We start from the raw sequence: 13402 nt of genomic DNA, 5'->3' as shown, positions 1-13402 counted from the left end.
TGCGGCGGTAGAAGTTTGTATTGTGTTTCATTTCCCGCAAGGTGGCGAGTTTTTGTGAGAAACCAGGCTTGTATTGATCTGTTTCAAAACAAATCCACGTTCCGCTTGCATTGATCACTGTTTTTTTATACAGTACTGTCTGTGTAAAGAATTTAACCCACTGGCGCTATCGCAGGCTGCCGGATTCCACTGAATCCGCAACTGTAGAACGGCTGAAAGAACATATGGACGATAAAAAAGCTGTAGTACCCGCATCGGAAAAAGCCAAGGCGCTCGCCGCCGCACTGGCGCAGATCGAGAAGCAGTTTGGCAAAGGTTCGGTCATGCGCATGGATGCCAGCGCACCGATCGAAGAAGTGCAAGTCGTGTCGACCGGTTCGCTCGGCCTCGATATCGCGCTGGGCGTGGGCGGCTTGCCGCGCGGCCGCGTGGTGGAGATCTACGGTCCGGAATCGTCGGGTAAAACCACGCTGACCCTGCAAACCATCGCCGAAATGCAAAAACTGGGCGGCACCTGCGCCTTTATCGATGCCGAGCACGCGCTCGATGTCGGTTACGCGCAAAAGCTGGGCGTGAACCTGCATGAATTGCTGATCTCGCAACCGGACACGGGCGAGCAGGCACTGGAAATCTGCGACGCCCTCGTGCGTTCGGGCAGCGTCGACCTGGTCGTCATCGACTCCGTGGCCGCACTGACGCCACGCGCCGAGATCGAAGGCGACATGGGCGATTCCCTGCCAGGCCTGCAAGCGCGTCTGATGTCGCAAGCGCTGCGCAAGCTGACCGGCTCCATCAACCGCACGAATACCCTGGTCATCTTCATCAACCAGATCCGCATGAAAATCGGCGTGATGTTCGGCAGCCCGGAAACGACCACGGGCGGCAATGCGCTGAAATTCTACGCTTCCGTGCGCCTGGATATCCGCCGCACGGGCTCGATCAAGTCCGGCGATGAAGTGATCGGCAACGAAACCAAGGTCAAGGTCGTCAAGAACAAGATCGCGCCACCGTTCAAGGAAGCGCACTTCGACATCCTGTACGGCGCCGGCACCTCGCGCGAAGGCGAAATCCTGGATCTGGGTTCGGATGCCAAGATCGTGGAAAAATCCGGTTCGTGGTACAGCTACAACGGCGAACGCATCGGCCAGGGCAAGGACAACGCCCGCGCCTTCCTGCAAGAGCGTCCGGCGCTGGCCCGCGAAATCGAAAACAAGGTCCGCGCTTCGCTGGGCGTGCGCGAACTGCCGCCGCTGGCTGCTGAAAAGCCGGAAAAAGCGGATAAAGCCGCTGACAAGGCTGCCAAGGCGGAAGCCAAGGCCGCCGAGTAAGCTGCCGTCAGCCACCATTCGCGCTTGCGGCTGGCGGCTGGCAAGGTGTGACCATGATCGCCGTCCCGCGCTGTTGCGCCGGGCGGCGATTGTGTTTGGGTGATGTGATCGTGGAATGAAAGACAAGGTGGGGGTATGGCCGCAGTACAACTAAGTCTGAAAGGCAGGGCGCTACGCTTTTTGTCGATGCGCGAACACAGCCGCATGGAATTGCGGCGCAAGCTGCAGCGCCATGCGCAGGAGGGCGATGACCTGGAAGCCTTGCTCGACAGCCTGGAGCAAGCCAACTGGCTGTCGCAGGAGCGCTTTTCCGAGTCGCTGATCCACCGCCGCTCGGCCCGCTTTGGCAATAGCCGCATCATGGCGGAACTGCAAAGCCATGGCATAGGCGGTGAGGCATTGCAGGAACTCAAGGCGGGCCTGGCCGAAGGGGAAGTGGCGCGTGCCTGCGAGGTGTGGCGCCGCAAGTTTGGCCAGGTGGCGCAGGATGCCGAGCAGCGCAACAAGCAGATGCGGTTTTTGATGCAGCGCGGCTTTTCGCAGCGCGCCGTGCAGGTAGCCTTGAAGGGGCTGGATCCCGACGAGGAATAGGTCATCCAGGGCTGGCCGGCCGCCACGCCGTGCCGCCAAGAACTGCGCTTTCAAACGTCGTCTGATTCCAGTATGGTGACGCCGCGCGATCGGGTATGCTGGCGCTCGAACGCTGTGCGATGCGCGCAGCACCACTGATCGTGACAGGATGTAAGATGAGCAACTGGAATGCCGGCTATGTGGCCGAAATCGCCTATACCTATGGCTATTACGAAGAATTGAATCCTCTGCGCCTGCGGCTACCCCTGCTGGCCGCCGGCCTTGCCTTGCCGGCCAGCGGCACGGCTTGCGAACTGGGCTTTGGCCAGGGCATCAGCGCCAATATCCATGCGGCGGCGTCCGCCACGCGCTGGCATGGCAATGATTTCAATGCATCCCAGGCCGCCTTCGCGCAGGAGCTGGCCGGCGCGGCTGGCGCTGGCGCGCAGTTGACGGACGAATCGTTCGCGCAGTTTTGTCGCCGCGACGACTTGCCCGATTTCGACTTTATCTGCTTGCATGGGATCTGGAGCTGGGATCTCGGCGGAAAATCGCGCCCTGATCGTCGATTTTCTGCGGCGCAAACTGAAAGTGGGCGGTGTCGTCTACATCAGTTACAACACGCAGCCAGGCTGGGCCGCAATGATGCCGATGCGCGACCTGATGGCGGAGCATAGCCGCGTCATGAGTGCCCCGGGCCAAGGCGTGCTGGCCAGAGTCGATGGCGCCATCGATTTTGTCGGCAGGATGATCGCCGCGCAACCGCGTTACCTGGAGGCCAACCCGCATTTGGCGGAACGCTTCGAAAAGCTCAAGACGATGGATGGGCATTATCTTGCCCACGAATATTTCAATGCCGACTGGCAGCCGATGGCCTTTTCCAGTGTTGCGGCCATGCTGGGCGAGGCCAAGCTCGAGTTTGCCGCATCCGCTACCTATACCGCCCTGGTCGACATGCTGAACCTTACGGCCGAGCACCAGCAGTTCCTGGCCGAGATACCAGATCCCATCTTTCGTGAGACGACGCGGGCCTTTCTCGTCAACGAGCAGTTCCGCAAGGATTACTGGGTCAAGGGTGCGCGCACGCTCACGCCGTTCGCCCAGGCCAGCGCCTTGCGGGCCGTGCGCGTGATGCTGGCCGTGCCGCGCGACGAGGTGGTGTTGAGCGTGCATGGCGTGCTGGGCGACGCCGATATGGACGAGCGCGTGTATGCACCCGTGCTCGATGCCATGGCTGACCATCGCGTGTACACGATAGGTGAGCTGGAGCAGCAATTGGCTGGCACAGAAGCCAGCCTGGCCGCCTTGTTGCAGATCATGTTGATCTTGATCAGCAAGGGCAGCGTGCTGGCCGTCCAGGACGAGGCCGACATCGCCGTGGCGCGCCCGCAGACGGCGCGCCTGAATGCGCACCTGCTGGAACAGGCACTGGCAAGAACTGATTTGACCATCCTTGCCAGTCCCATGACGGGCAGCGGCGTGGCTGTATCGCATTTACAACAGCTATTCCTGTGGGCGAAACTGCAAGGTTGGCAAGCCCCCGCAAGAATGGGTGCGTGCGACGTGGCCTGTGCTGCTGCGCCTGAACCAGCTATTGACGCGGGACGAGCAGCCCTTGTTGACGGAAGAGGAAAACCTGGCCGAACTGCTGGCGCACGCGCAGCATTTTTATGCGCGCACCTTGCCTGTATTGCGCGCGCTGGGCGTGACTGACTGAGGCGTGGCGGCGGCCAGGTTGACGCCGCCGGCATGCCTGTCCCCAAGTTATTTGAATTGTGAATGTTTGTCATTCATTTTGTGGTTTTCATTGATGGTTTGTTGCAGGCGGCAAGACCAATAAAAAATTATGTTGCGGCGCAACTAGCGCCCTGTGTGCTACACTTTTAGGGTTTTTGCGGCGCCGCAGGTGCGGTTGCTGTTCGTAGAAGCTGCGAACAGAGTGCTTTAGGCACATGGCTGCTTACTAATTATGGCCGCGCAAGCGGCATCGGTCTTATGCCCCTGTCAACTCCCGTATCCCGGCGCGCCCTACGGCACTCCCGCGTTATCGACGTCCAAGCGTATATGCGCGACGACGGCCTGTGGGATATTGACGCCCATATCACCGATATCAAAAGCTATGACGCGACCCTGGCCTCCGGCCCGCGTCCCGCCGGCGCCCCTCTGCATGACCTCCACTTGCGTATTACCGTCGATCGCGAACTGACCATCGTCGAGGCCGAAGCTGCCTCCGATGCCGTGCCCTATCCCGGTTTTTGCGATACCATCGGGCCCGCTTACAGGGCGCTGATCGGTCTGAATTTATTGAAGAATTTCCGCCGCGACTTGAAACAGCGCTTGGCGGGAATCGCCGGCTGTACCCATTTGACCGAACTGGCGCAAGTCTTGCCGACTGCGACGGTTCAGGCATTTGCCGGCGATGTCTGGTCGACCCGTGACGGTGCGAATGCTGACTTATCGCATGAAAAGCCGTTTCAACTCGACAAATGCCACGCCCTGCGCACCGATGGCGGGGCGGTTGCACAGTATTACCCGCGCTGGGTAGCCAAAGCGTGACCCCGGCGCTGTATTTCCTGTTTTTTTGCACCACTAACCGTATTTTTACACATCAGTATCAGAAGGGAAGCCAGCATGAAAATCCATGAGTATCAAGCCAAAGAAATCCTCCGGCAGCACGGAGTGACGGTACCACGCGGTATTCCGTGCATGTCCGTCGAAGAAGCCGTCAAGGCTGCGGAAACCCTGGGCGGCCCGGTATGGGTTGTCAAGGCGCAGATCCACGCAGGTGGCCGCGGCAAGGGCGGCGGCGTGAAAGTGGCAAAATCGATGGAACAGGTCAAGGAATACGCTGACCAGATCATGGGCATGCAGCTGATCACGCATCAGACCAGCGCCGAAGGCCAGAAAGTCAACCGCCTGCTGGTGGAAGAAGGCGCCGACATCAAGCAAGAACTGTACGTTTCGCTGGTCACCGACCGCGTTACCCAGAAAATCGTCCTGATGGCGTCGTCCGAAGGCGGCATGGATATCGAAGAAGTGGCCGAGAGCCACCCTGAGAAAATCCACCACGTGACCATCGATCCGGGCACGGGCCTGACCGATGCCCAGGCAGACGACATCGCCGCCAAGATCGGCGTGCCTGCCGGCTCCATCGCCGACGCCCGCGTCAACCTGCAAGGCCTGTACAAAGCCTACTGGGAAACCGACTGCTCGCTGGCCGAAATCAACCCGCTGATCGTTACCGGCAGCGGCAAGGTCATCGCCCTGGACGCCAAGTTCAACTTTGACCCGAACGCCCTGTTCCGTCATCCGGAAATCGTCGCCCTGCGCGACCTGGACGAAGAAGATCCAGCTGAAATCGAAGCGTCGAAATTCGACCTGGCCTACATCTCGCTCGACGGCAACATCGGTTGCCTGGTGAACGGCGCCGGCCTGGCCATGGCCACCATGGACACGATCAAACTGTTCGGCGGCGAGCCAGCCAACTTCCTGGACGTCGGCGGCGGCGCCACGGCAGAAAAAGTGACCGAAGCGTTCAAGATCATGCTGAAAAACCCAGGCCTGAAAGCCATCCTGGTGAACATTTTCGGCGGCATCATGCGTTGCGACGTGATCGCCGAAGGCGTCATCGCCGCGGTGAAAGCCGTCTCGCTGAACGTACCGCTGGTGGTGCGCATGAAGGGCACCAACGAAGACCTGGGCAAAAAGATGCTGGCCGATTCCGGTCTGCCTATCATCGCAGCCGACACCATGGAAGATGCAGCCAAGAGCGTCGTTGCCGCTGCTGCCGGTCAAGCTTAATTAAGGAATCAACATGTCCATTCTGATCAATAAAGATACCAAAGTCGTTACCCAAGGGATCACCGGCAAGACCGGCCAGTTCCACACCCGCGGTTGCCGCGACTACGCGAACGGCAAAGCTGCCTTCGTGGCAGGCGTGAACCCGAAGAAAGCCGGCGAAGATTTCGAAGGCATTCCAATTTTCGCTAACGTTACCGAAGCGAAAAAAGAAACCGGCGCCAACGTTTCCGTGATCTACGTGCCGCCAGCAGGCGCGGCAGCGGCGATCTGGGAAGCTGTCGAAGCTGAAATGGATCTGGCCATTTGCATCACCGAAGGCATTCCTGTCCGTGACATGATGGCCCTGAAAGACCGCATGGCTAAAGCCAACAGCAAAACCTTGCTGCTGGGCCCTAACTGCCCAGGCTTGATCACGCCAGACGAAATCAAGATCGGCATCATGCCAGGCCACATCCACAAGAAGGGCCGTATCGGCGTGGTTTCGCGTTCGGGCACCCTGACCTATGAAGCAGTGGGTCAGCTGACCGCACTGGGCCTGGGCCAATCGTCGGCAGTCGGCATCGGCGGCGACCCGATCAACGGTCTGAAGCACATCGACATCATGAAGATGTTCAATGACGATCCGGATACCGACGCGGTCATCATGATCGGCGAAATCGGCGGTCCGGACGAAGCCAACGCGGCTTATTGGATCAAAGACAACATGAAAAAACCGGTCGTCGGCTTCATCGCTGTGACGGCTCCTCCAGGCAAGCGCATGGGCCACGCCGGCGCGCTGATCTCGGGCGGTGCCGATACGGCGCAAGCCAAGCTGGAAATCATGGAAGCTTGCGGCATCACCGTGACCAAAAACCCGTCGGAAATGGCGCGTCTGCTGAAAGCCATGCTGTAATTTCAGCCCGGTATTGATGCAGGACAAAAAAGGAGCTTCGGCTCCTTTTTTTTGTCCGCACGACATGCCGCTTTCCGGCCTGGGGCGACGGCGTCGGTCCGAACCTGCCAAAAAGTGTCGCTTTTCTTTCCATGTGTATCGCCGCTGCCCGGGCGTGCCGCTGGCATGGCGCTTGCACCGTGCAGGGCGTGACCAACTGCACCCCGGGAGGATGCAATGCGCGCGCAGAGCGGATTTACCCTGATAGAACTGATGATCGTGGTGGCCATCGCCGGCATCCTGGCGGCCGTGGCCATTCCCCAGTACGGCGACTACACGATGCGGGCCAAGGTCAGCAACGTGCTGGCCGCCGCCGCACCGTTGAAAACGGCCGTGGCCCTGTGCGTGCAGGAAAACGGCGGGCTGGCTGCCGCCTGCAGCACGCCCACCCAGGCCGTGCCCAGCGCCATCCCCTTGTTCAGTCCGACGCGCGAAGTGGCCAGCGGCAAGGTCGACAAGGGCAATATCGAACTGACCCTGGCGGGCGACTTGGGCAGCGGCATGGGCGGCCAGACGGTGAGCATGGAGCTGCAGGTCGGCTCCAGCAGCCTGAGCTGGTTTAACAGCACCAGCGTGACGAATGCGGCGGCGAAGGAAGCCATTACCAGGAACAATATTCCCAAGGTGGTGGCGACGCAGTGAGCAGCACCTGCCGCGCCAGCGTCAGACGATTTTTTGCCGGTCCGCGATCAGCGCTTCATAGGTGAGGTTTTGCAGCAGCGTGTAGTGGGTCGGTTCCAGGTCGATGAATTGCACGCCATACGTATAGATTTCCGCTACTTCGGCGGCGTGGCCGTTCGTTCGAGGCTTGCCCACGCTGACGTTCTGGATGCGGGCGCGCGTATTGACGCGCATCTGATGCTTGTTCGGCTGCACCAGCAGGGTAAAGCTGAGCGCTACGCCGTCGTCGTCGGGCGTGAGCATCCCGGGCGCCTCGATCAGCGCGCCCGAGACGCTGAGGTTGACGATGAAGACGGGCACGGCCGCCACGTCGCGGTAGCTCAGCTGCGCGGGAATCTCCACTTTCACGCGCATGGCCGTGCGCAGGCTGGTGCCCTGGATGGCATCGGGAAAGCTCAGGTGCACGTAGTTGAGCGGGCGGCCGAAGATGCGCAGCACGCTGCAGGAAAACGAACACACGGTGACGCCGGAAAACACGCGGATGGTCAGCTTGTCGCCCTCGTTGAGCACGATGGACGCGCCGTTTTCCATGGGAATCTTGACGATCAGGTACTCGTCCTTCACATAGCCGATCAGGGTCGAGAAATGCTGGATGGGTTTGATGGTGCGATGCGTGATGAAACGGATGCGTCCACCCACCTGCAGATTCATGGCCTCGAATTCGAAGTCCTGGAGCTTGCTTTCCGCGGCGGGTTTGTTGCTAGTCATGCGATGCTCATCTGAATATTGTCGATACGCAGTATGCATGATTTCTTGATGAAAAAGCACTTATATCAATGAAATTGATATTGCTATCAAAGAATACCGTGCGTGACGGTCCGCGACATAAGATTTACAATTGCGTCAATATTAACGAATGTAAACCTTATGTCGCGCAGCTACTTCTGGACGATGTTGTCATTGATCCTGCACCAGATCGATGCGGCTTACTGGCGGGAATGGGAAATGTTTCATGTGCCGGGCGGCGTGCAGGGTTTTCTGGTGTTTAACCTGGCGGCCATTGCCCTGGTGCTGGCTGGTTACCGGCATGTGCTGCTGGACACCCGGCTGGCGCCCCGCTATGCGGCAGTGTGCGCCGCGCTGGGCGCGGGCACCTTTCTCATTCACGCCGGCTTTGCGCTGCGGGACAGGAACAGTTCCACCTGCCCCTGTCGGTCGCCATCATCGGGCTGTGCCTGGCGTGCGCCCTATGGCTGCTGCGCGACTTGCGCCGCGTCCGAGGCCAGCAGGCGCGCCAAGTAGCATAATTACACCTCGGCGTGCCAATCGCCCGACTTGCCGCCATGCTTTTCCAGCACGCGCATGTTGGTCATGACCATGCCCCGGTCGACGGCCTTGCACATGTCGTAGATGGTCAGCAAGCCGATCTGCACGGACGTGAGCGCTTCCATTTCCACGCCCGTCTTGCCCGTCGTGTCGACCTGGGCGCGGCAGTGCACGCTGTTGGCCGCTTCATCCACTTCGAAGTCGACGGTGACGCGCGTGAGGGCCAGCGGGTGGCACAGGGGGATCAGGTCGCTGGTGCGCTTGGCGCCCATGATGGCGGCGATGCGGGCGATGCCCAGCACGTCGCCCTTTTTGGCATTGCCGGAAATGATCAAGGCCAGGGTGGCGGGCTGCATGCGGATAGTGCCGGCGGCCACGGCGCTGCGGCGCGTGTCTTCCTTGCTGCCCACGTCGACCATATGGGCCTGGCCCGTGGCGTCGAAATGGGTTAGTTCCCCGGCGGGGGCTTGCTTGTCTGCTGTTGTCATGGCGTCAAAATAGGGTCGGGGAATGAGGGTGCGGCATGCCGGAATGCAAAGCCGTGCCACAAGCATATCGCATGCCTGTCGCGCGGAAACGGCGCCGCGAACAAGGTATGATAGCACCCGTGAATTCAAAAACTCCCCTTCCGATCGTACTTGAAAACGCCGGTGCGGCATGGCGGCGCGGCTCCCGGCGCGCATCCATGCTGGCCGCATTGTGGCTGGCGGCGCCGTTTGCGCTGGCGCAAACCTATGCGTCCGCCCCTGCGGCGCCGGTAGCCGGCGCTGCCGCCAAGCCGGCCTCCAGCTGGACGCCGCTGGCCGTGCCGCCGGCGCCGAACCTGCCGAACCTGGGCGATACGTCGCGCGAAGACCTGTCGCCGGCGATGGAGCGCAAGATCGGCGAGGAAATCATGCGCGGCATCCGCGGCGACCGCGACTATCTCGATGACGCCCCGCTGCTCGAATACCTGAATACCTTCGGCAACGCCCTCGTGGCGGCGCGCCCCAGCGTGCGCGGCGAAACGAATTACGATTATTTCTTCTTTGCCGTGCGCGATCCCCAGTTGAATGCGTTTGCCTTGCCGGGCGGCTTCATCGGCGTGCACTCGGCGCTGGTGCTGGCGGCGCAAACGGAGGCGGAACTGGCGTCCGTGCTGTCGCACGAGATCGGCCACGTGGCGCAGCGCCATATCGCGCGCATGCTGGGCCAGCAGCGCCAGGATGCCCTGATGCCGCTGGCGGCCATGCTGCTGGCGGCGCTCGCTTCGCGGGCGGGCGGCGACGTGGCCATGGGCGTGTTTGCCGCCGGCCAGGGCCTGGCCATCCAGCGCCAGCTCAATTTCGGCCGCGACGCCGAACGCGAGGCGGACCGCATCGGTTTCCAGATCATGGGCGAAGCCGGTTTCGATACCACCGGCATGGTGGCCTTCTTCGGCCGCATGCAGGCGGCCAGCCGCTCGTACAGCGACCTGATGCCCGCCTACCTGCAGACCCACCCGCTGACGACGGAACGCATCGCCGACATCCAGGCGCGCATCCGCGAGCAGCCCTACAAGCAGCGTCCGGACAGCCTGAGTTTCCACCTGGCCCGGGCGCGCGCCCGCGTGCTGCAGGATGAAAGCGTGCAAGGCCTGTTGAATGCCGGCGCCGTCTTCAAGACGCAGCTGGAACAGCAAAGCCGCTTCCAGGTGGTGGCCGCCCATTACGGCTTGTCCTTTGTCGCCGTCAAGCAGGGCAAGCCGGCGGAGGCGCAGAAGGAACTCGATGCGGCCAATGCCGCCCTGCAGCAGCCGGCCGGGCCCAACGTGTTTACCTCCGGCGGCACGCAGGGCCCCAATTCGCTGCTGGCGGCGATGGGGCTGGAAGTGCTGTTGATGCCGGCGCAAAAGAAGGAAGTGGCGCAGCAAGCCCTGAAGGCGGCGGACTCTGCGCGCCAGCAGTTTCCCCTCTCGCGCGGCATTGCCCACCAGTATGCGGAAGCGCTGATGGCTGCCGGCAAGCTGGAGCAGGCAACCTTGTATTTGCGCGATCAGGTGCAGCTCTACAAGGAAGAGCCGGAATTGTACGATTTACTGGCGAAAGCCTATGCGGACCAGGGCAAGATGACCTTGCAGCACATGGCCCTGGCCGAATCCTACGTGTTGCAGGGCGCCACCATGGCCGCGCTGGACCAGCTGACGATCGCCCGCAAGTCGACGGACGCGACCTTCTATGACCAGGCCGTGATCGATGCGCGCGAACGGGAACTGCAGGAAAAACGCCGCGAACAGATCAAGGATCAGAAGGGCTAGTTTTTATTCGGCTTGCGGCGCGCGCTGGAAGCCGAAGGTGGTCGGCACTGCATCGTAGCGCAGCGGCTGCACGGCGATCTCCTTGCCGTCATGCAATAAGGTCAAGCTTCCTTGTCCCGCTTCCAGCCAGGCCAGCAAGGCCTCGTCGCTGGCCGCCTGTCCATCGAGGCGCAGCGATGCCAGCACTTGCGCCATGTCGCGGTCATCGACCTGCGCCACGATATGATCGTTGCGCAAGATCAAGGCGCCGTTGTCGCACAGATACGCTGCCTCGATGGCCGCCAGCGGCGCGCCCGTCTGCAAGACAAAACCGTGCCGTGGATCGCTGCGGGCGATATACGGCGTCGCTTCCAGGTTCAGGTAGACGCGCTGCGGGCCGTTCTGGAAAAACCAGCAACCGCGTTCGTCATGGTCATAATTGCGGTTGATAAAGCTCAACAGGGCCACGTGGGCGATCTTGTCGCCAGGCAGTTGCTGCTGTTGCGCCTGCTGGTCGCGCATGCGCCAGTGGCCGCGCGCATCCAGGCCCAGCCAGCCGTAGCAGTGGGGCACGTTCGGCCATTTGGCCAGGGCCTGCTTGACGAGTTCATCCATGTGTAGCGTTTTCCGTGTGAGTGCGCGCAGCGCCAGCGTGACAGGTTTGCGGCGCTGATGGCGCCGTGTTGCCGCCTTCAAAAAAATGCATCAGGCGCTGCGGCAGCCAGCGTGTGCTTCCCGGCAACTTGCCTGCCGCAAAGCCGACGTGGCCGCCGTGGCGCGGATACTCGAGCGTGACCGTCGGCGCGGCGCTGCGCGGCAAGAAGCGCCCGGGCAGGAAGGGGTCGTTCTGCGCATTTAGCACCAGGGTCGGCACGGTGATGTCGTGCAAGACGTGCTTGGCGCTGGCGCGGTGCCAGTAATCGTCGGCGTCGCGGTAGCCGTGCAGGGGCGCCGTGACGACATTGTCGAAGGCGTGCAAGTCGCGCGCGGCCAGCATGGCCTCGCGCGCGAACAGGCCGGGAAACTGTTCCAGCTTGGCCAGGCATTTGGGTTTCAAGGTGTTCAGGAACATGCGCGTGTACAGCCGGTTCGCGCCGGACGACAAGGCCTTGCCGCCTTGCGCCAGATCAAGGGGCGCCGACACGGCAGCCGCCGCATCGACGATCTCGGCCTGGTGCTGCGACTGGCCCAGCCAGCACAGCAGGGCGTTGCCGCCCAGCGACACGCCGGCCGCATAAAACTTGCCCGTGGCGCGCGGGCGCAGTGTGCGCACGACCCAGTCCACTTCCTGCGCATCGCCCGAATGGTAAAAGCGCGGCGCCAGGTTGGCTTCGCCTGAGCAGCCGCGAAAATGCGGCACGGCGCCCGACCAGCCGCGTGCGGCCACCTCGGCCATCAGGGCGCGCGCGTAATGGCTGTTCGATGAACCTTCCAGGCCGTGGAACAGCACCACGAAGGGCTGGCCCGGCTGGCCGTCGACCAGGTCGACGTCGACGAAGTCGCCATCGGGCGCTTGCCAGCGTTCGCGGCGGAAGGCCACGGCCGGCTTGGCGAGGCACACGGCCGGATAAATCGTCTGTGCATGGCCGCCGGGCAGCCACACGGGGGCGGTGTAGGAATGAGATAAAGACATCAGTGCAGGATCTGCGCTCCCGCAGCGTCGGCCGGCGCGCCGCCGGGCGCGATGGAGGCGTGGTGCAGCACGATGCGCCAGCCGCGCGGCGTTTTCACGTACACATTTGTCGCCAGCAAGTGCGCCGGGCCGCCTTCTTCCTGGGTCACGCCTTCGATCACCGTGTGCACTGAACTCATCAGGTTGTGCGTTTCATGCAGTTGCGCCGGCACGATGTGCAGGCCGCCGCCAGCCAGGATGGTTTCCCACGAGGCGCGGATGGCGGCATGGCCGATCAGGCGCGCGCCGCCCGGGTGGATGCAGACGATCTCTTCATCGTCGGCCCATAGCGCCATCAGCGCTTCGAGGTCGGCGCGGTGCAAGGCATCGTAGAACGCCGCTTCGACTTCCGCGGCGCTGCCATTGAGTTCTTTCAGACGTTTCATGACGACTCCGGGCTGGTGCAAATGAAAACGGCGCGCTGGGGGCGCGCCGCTGGGCAGGGCAGTTTAATGATGGCCGGCGCTGGCGCCTTCCTTCAGGGTGTAGGCCGTGCCGCAGTACGGGCACTTGGCGATACCGTCTTTGTTGAATTCCAGAAACACGCGCGGATGCGACGACCACAGCGGCATGGCCGGGTTAGGGCAGTGGGCTGGCAAGTCTTTACTGTCGAGTTCGACCGCTGGCTGGGTGGTTTTTGTCATCTTGTCATGCTCCGTGAGGCTGTATGGAAGGAAGTCGGCTGCTGCCAAAAGTACGATTTTAACGGATTCAGGCAGACAGCAAAAATCATGGCTAAAATGTCGGCTCGATCATCTACGGCTGCGGCGCGGTTTTTTGCGGAAATATGGCGGCTGCAGCGCCACACTGACTGGATTTGCCTTGCCGGTATCACCGTTGCCGCCCTTGTCGCCATGCACCATTGTTGTGCAGTTACCACACCCAGCCTGCCGGGGGCT

The 13402-nt window shown here is 61.8% G+C and carries 16 protein-coding genes; 10 read left to right on the top strand and 6 right to left on the bottom strand.

What is annotated here, in order from left to right; genetic code table 11:
• Positions 1-224 precede the first annotated feature (224 nt).
• The 8 genes from recA to ACQVLG_RS04520 all read left to right on the top strand — a co-directional run bounded on the left by recA (position 225) and on the right by ACQVLG_RS04520 (position 7272).
• On the top strand, positions 225-1328 hold the full coding sequence (gene recA, locus ACQVLG_RS04555) for a recombinase RecA (RefSeq protein ID WP_230539082.1): 1104 nt from the start codon (positions 225-227) through the stop codon (positions 1326-1328).
• Positions 1329-1463: 135 nt separating this feature from the next.
• Complete coding sequence (gene recX / locus ACQVLG_RS04550) at positions 1464-1919, top strand: recombination regulator RecX (protein WP_474293053.1); 456 nt, start codon at positions 1464-1466, stop codon at positions 1917-1919.
• Positions 1920-2074: 155 nt separating this feature from the next.
• Positions 2075-2575 carry a hypothetical protein gene (locus ACQVLG_RS04545; protein ID WP_474293051.1) on the top strand — a complete coding sequence of 167 codons (501 nt, stop codon included), beginning with the start codon at positions 2075-2077 and terminating at the stop codon, positions 2573-2575.
• Complete coding sequence (locus tag ACQVLG_RS04540) at positions 2541-3611, top strand: methyltransferase regulatory domain-containing protein (RefSeq protein ID WP_474293049.1); 1071 nt, start codon at positions 2541-2543, stop codon at positions 3609-3611. The genes ACQVLG_RS04545 and ACQVLG_RS04540 overlap by 35 nt, the downstream gene beginning before the upstream one ends.
• A 282-nt stretch (positions 3612-3893) precedes the next feature.
• Entirely contained in the window at positions 3894-4454 is a 561-nt protein-coding gene (locus tag ACQVLG_RS04535) for a DUF2889 domain-containing protein (protein ID WP_230539080.1), read from the top strand.
• Between the two features lie 75 nt (positions 4455-4529).
• A complete protein-coding gene (sucC, locus tag ACQVLG_RS04530) occupies positions 4530-5699 on the top strand; it encodes an ADP-forming succinate--CoA ligase subunit beta (RefSeq protein WP_230539079.1) in 1170 nt (389 codons plus the stop codon).
• A gap of 13 nt (positions 5700-5712) precedes the next feature.
• Positions 5713-6591: a succinate--CoA ligase subunit alpha gene (sucD, locus tag ACQVLG_RS04525; RefSeq protein ID WP_474293046.1), complete on the top strand. Its 879-nt coding sequence runs from the start codon at positions 5713-5715 to the stop codon at positions 6589-6591.
• Between the two features lie 216 nt (positions 6592-6807).
• Positions 6808-7272 carry a pilin gene (locus ACQVLG_RS04520; protein ID WP_230539078.1) on the top strand — a complete coding sequence of 155 codons (465 nt, stop codon included), beginning with the start codon at positions 6808-6810 and terminating at the stop codon, positions 7270-7272.
• Positions 7273-7293: 21 nt separating this feature from the next.
• Here ACQVLG_RS04520 and ACQVLG_RS04515 read toward each other — a convergent pair whose 3' ends face one another.
• A complete protein-coding gene (locus ACQVLG_RS04515) occupies positions 7294-8019 on the bottom strand; it encodes a flagellar brake protein (protein WP_474293044.1) in 726 nt (241 codons plus the stop codon).
• Positions 8020-8178: 159 nt separating this feature from the next.
• Between ACQVLG_RS04515 and ACQVLG_RS04510 the strand changes: the two genes are divergently transcribed.
• Positions 8179-8553, top strand: a complete 375-nt coding sequence (locus tag ACQVLG_RS04510; protein WP_474293042.1) for a DUF6713 family protein — start codon at positions 8179-8181, stop codon at positions 8551-8553.
• A 5-nt stretch (positions 8554-8558) separates the two neighbouring features.
• Here ACQVLG_RS04510 and moaC read toward each other — a convergent pair whose 3' ends face one another.
• Positions 8559-9065 (bottom strand): cyclic pyranopterin monophosphate synthase MoaC, encoded by a 507-nt coding sequence (moaC, locus tag ACQVLG_RS04505; RefSeq protein ID WP_474293040.1) that lies wholly within the window; start codon positions 9063-9065, stop codon positions 8559-8561.
• A 197-nt stretch (positions 9066-9262) separates the two neighbouring features.
• Between moaC and ACQVLG_RS04500 the strand changes: the two genes are divergently transcribed.
• Complete coding sequence (locus ACQVLG_RS04500) at positions 9263-10852, top strand: M48 family metallopeptidase (protein ID WP_474293038.1); 1590 nt, start codon at positions 9263-9265, stop codon at positions 10850-10852.
• A gap of 3 nt (positions 10853-10855) precedes the next feature.
• On the opposite strand, the gene ACQVLG_RS04495 is transcribed toward ACQVLG_RS04500, so the two are convergent.
• From ACQVLG_RS04495 to ACQVLG_RS04480, 4 genes are all read right to left on the bottom strand, one after another.
• Entirely contained in the window at positions 10856-11446 is a 591-nt protein-coding gene (locus ACQVLG_RS04495; protein WP_474293036.1) for a DUF2946 family protein, read from the bottom strand.
• A complete protein-coding gene (locus ACQVLG_RS04490) occupies positions 11439-12464 on the bottom strand; it encodes a YheT family hydrolase (RefSeq protein WP_474293034.1) in 1026 nt (341 codons plus the stop codon). Before ACQVLG_RS04490 ends, ACQVLG_RS04495 begins: the two co-directional genes overlap by 8 nt.
• Complete coding sequence (locus ACQVLG_RS04485; protein ID WP_230539071.1) at positions 12464-12889, bottom strand: YybH family protein; 426 nt, start codon at positions 12887-12889, stop codon at positions 12464-12466. The genes ACQVLG_RS04490 and ACQVLG_RS04485 overlap by 1 nt, the downstream gene beginning before the upstream one ends.
• Before the next feature lie 63 nt (positions 12890-12952).
• Positions 12953-13147: a zinc-finger domain-containing protein gene (locus tag ACQVLG_RS04480; protein WP_034780619.1), complete on the bottom strand. Its 195-nt coding sequence runs from the start codon at positions 13145-13147 to the stop codon at positions 12953-12955.
• Between the last annotated feature and the right edge of the window lie 255 nt (positions 13148-13402).

Source organism: Janthinobacterium sp. TPC_1, from assembly GCF_056037845.1.
The sequence above is the reverse complement of the archived record's forward strand: the minus strand, read 5'-3'. Positions and strand labels throughout refer to the sequence as shown.

Bases quoted from the DNA above. Each gene is read 5' to 3' on its own strand.
- ACQVLG_RS04545 (WP_474293051.1), top strand. From the start codon at position 2,075: ATGAGCAACTGGAATGCCGGCTATGTGGCCGAAATCGCCTATACCTAT.
- sucC (WP_230539079.1), top strand. From the start codon at position 4,530: ATGAAAATCCATGAGTATCAAGCCAAAGAAATCCTCCGGCAGCACGGA.
- moaC (WP_474293040.1), bottom strand. From the start codon at position 9,065: ATGACAACAGCAGACAAGCAAGCCCCCGCCGGGGAACTAACCCATTTC.
- ACQVLG_RS04515 (WP_474293044.1), bottom strand. From the start codon at position 8,019: ATGACTAGCAACAAACCCGCCGCGGAAAGCAAGCTCCAGGACTTCGAA.
- ACQVLG_RS04520 (WP_230539078.1), top strand. From the start codon at position 6,808: ATGCGCGCGCAGAGCGGATTTACCCTGATAGAACTGATGATCGTGGTG.
- ACQVLG_RS04480 (WP_034780619.1), bottom strand. From the start codon at position 13,147: ATGACAAAAACCACCCAGCCAGCGGTCGAACTCGACAGTAAAGACTTG.
- ACQVLG_RS04490 (WP_474293034.1), bottom strand. From the start codon at position 12,464: ATGTCTTTATCTCATTCCTACACCGCCCCCGTGTGGCTGCCCGGCGGC.
- ACQVLG_RS04495 (WP_474293036.1), bottom strand. From the start codon at position 11,446: ATGGATGAACTCGTCAAGCAGGCCCTGGCCAAATGGCCGAACGTGCCC.
- ACQVLG_RS04485 (WP_230539071.1), bottom strand. From the start codon at position 12,889: ATGAAACGTCTGAAAGAACTCAATGGCAGCGCCGCGGAAGTCGAAGCG.
- ACQVLG_RS04535 (WP_230539080.1), top strand. From the start codon at position 3,894: ATGCCCCTGTCAACTCCCGTATCCCGGCGCGCCCTACGGCACTCCCGC.
- ACQVLG_RS04500 (WP_474293038.1), top strand. From the start codon at position 9,263: ATGCTGGCCGCATTGTGGCTGGCGGCGCCGTTTGCGCTGGCGCAAACC.
- recX (WP_474293053.1), top strand. From the start codon at position 1,464: ATGGCCGCAGTACAACTAAGTCTGAAAGGCAGGGCGCTACGCTTTTTG.
- ACQVLG_RS04540 (WP_474293049.1), top strand. From the start codon at position 2,541: ATGATGCCGATGCGCGACCTGATGGCGGAGCATAGCCGCGTCATGAGT.
- ACQVLG_RS04510 (WP_474293042.1), top strand. From the start codon at position 8,179: ATGTCGCGCAGCTACTTCTGGACGATGTTGTCATTGATCCTGCACCAG.
- sucD (WP_474293046.1), top strand. From the start codon at position 5,713: ATGTCCATTCTGATCAATAAAGATACCAAAGTCGTTACCCAAGGGATC.
- recA (WP_230539082.1), top strand. From the start codon at position 225: ATGGACGATAAAAAAGCTGTAGTACCCGCATCGGAAAAAGCCAAGGCG.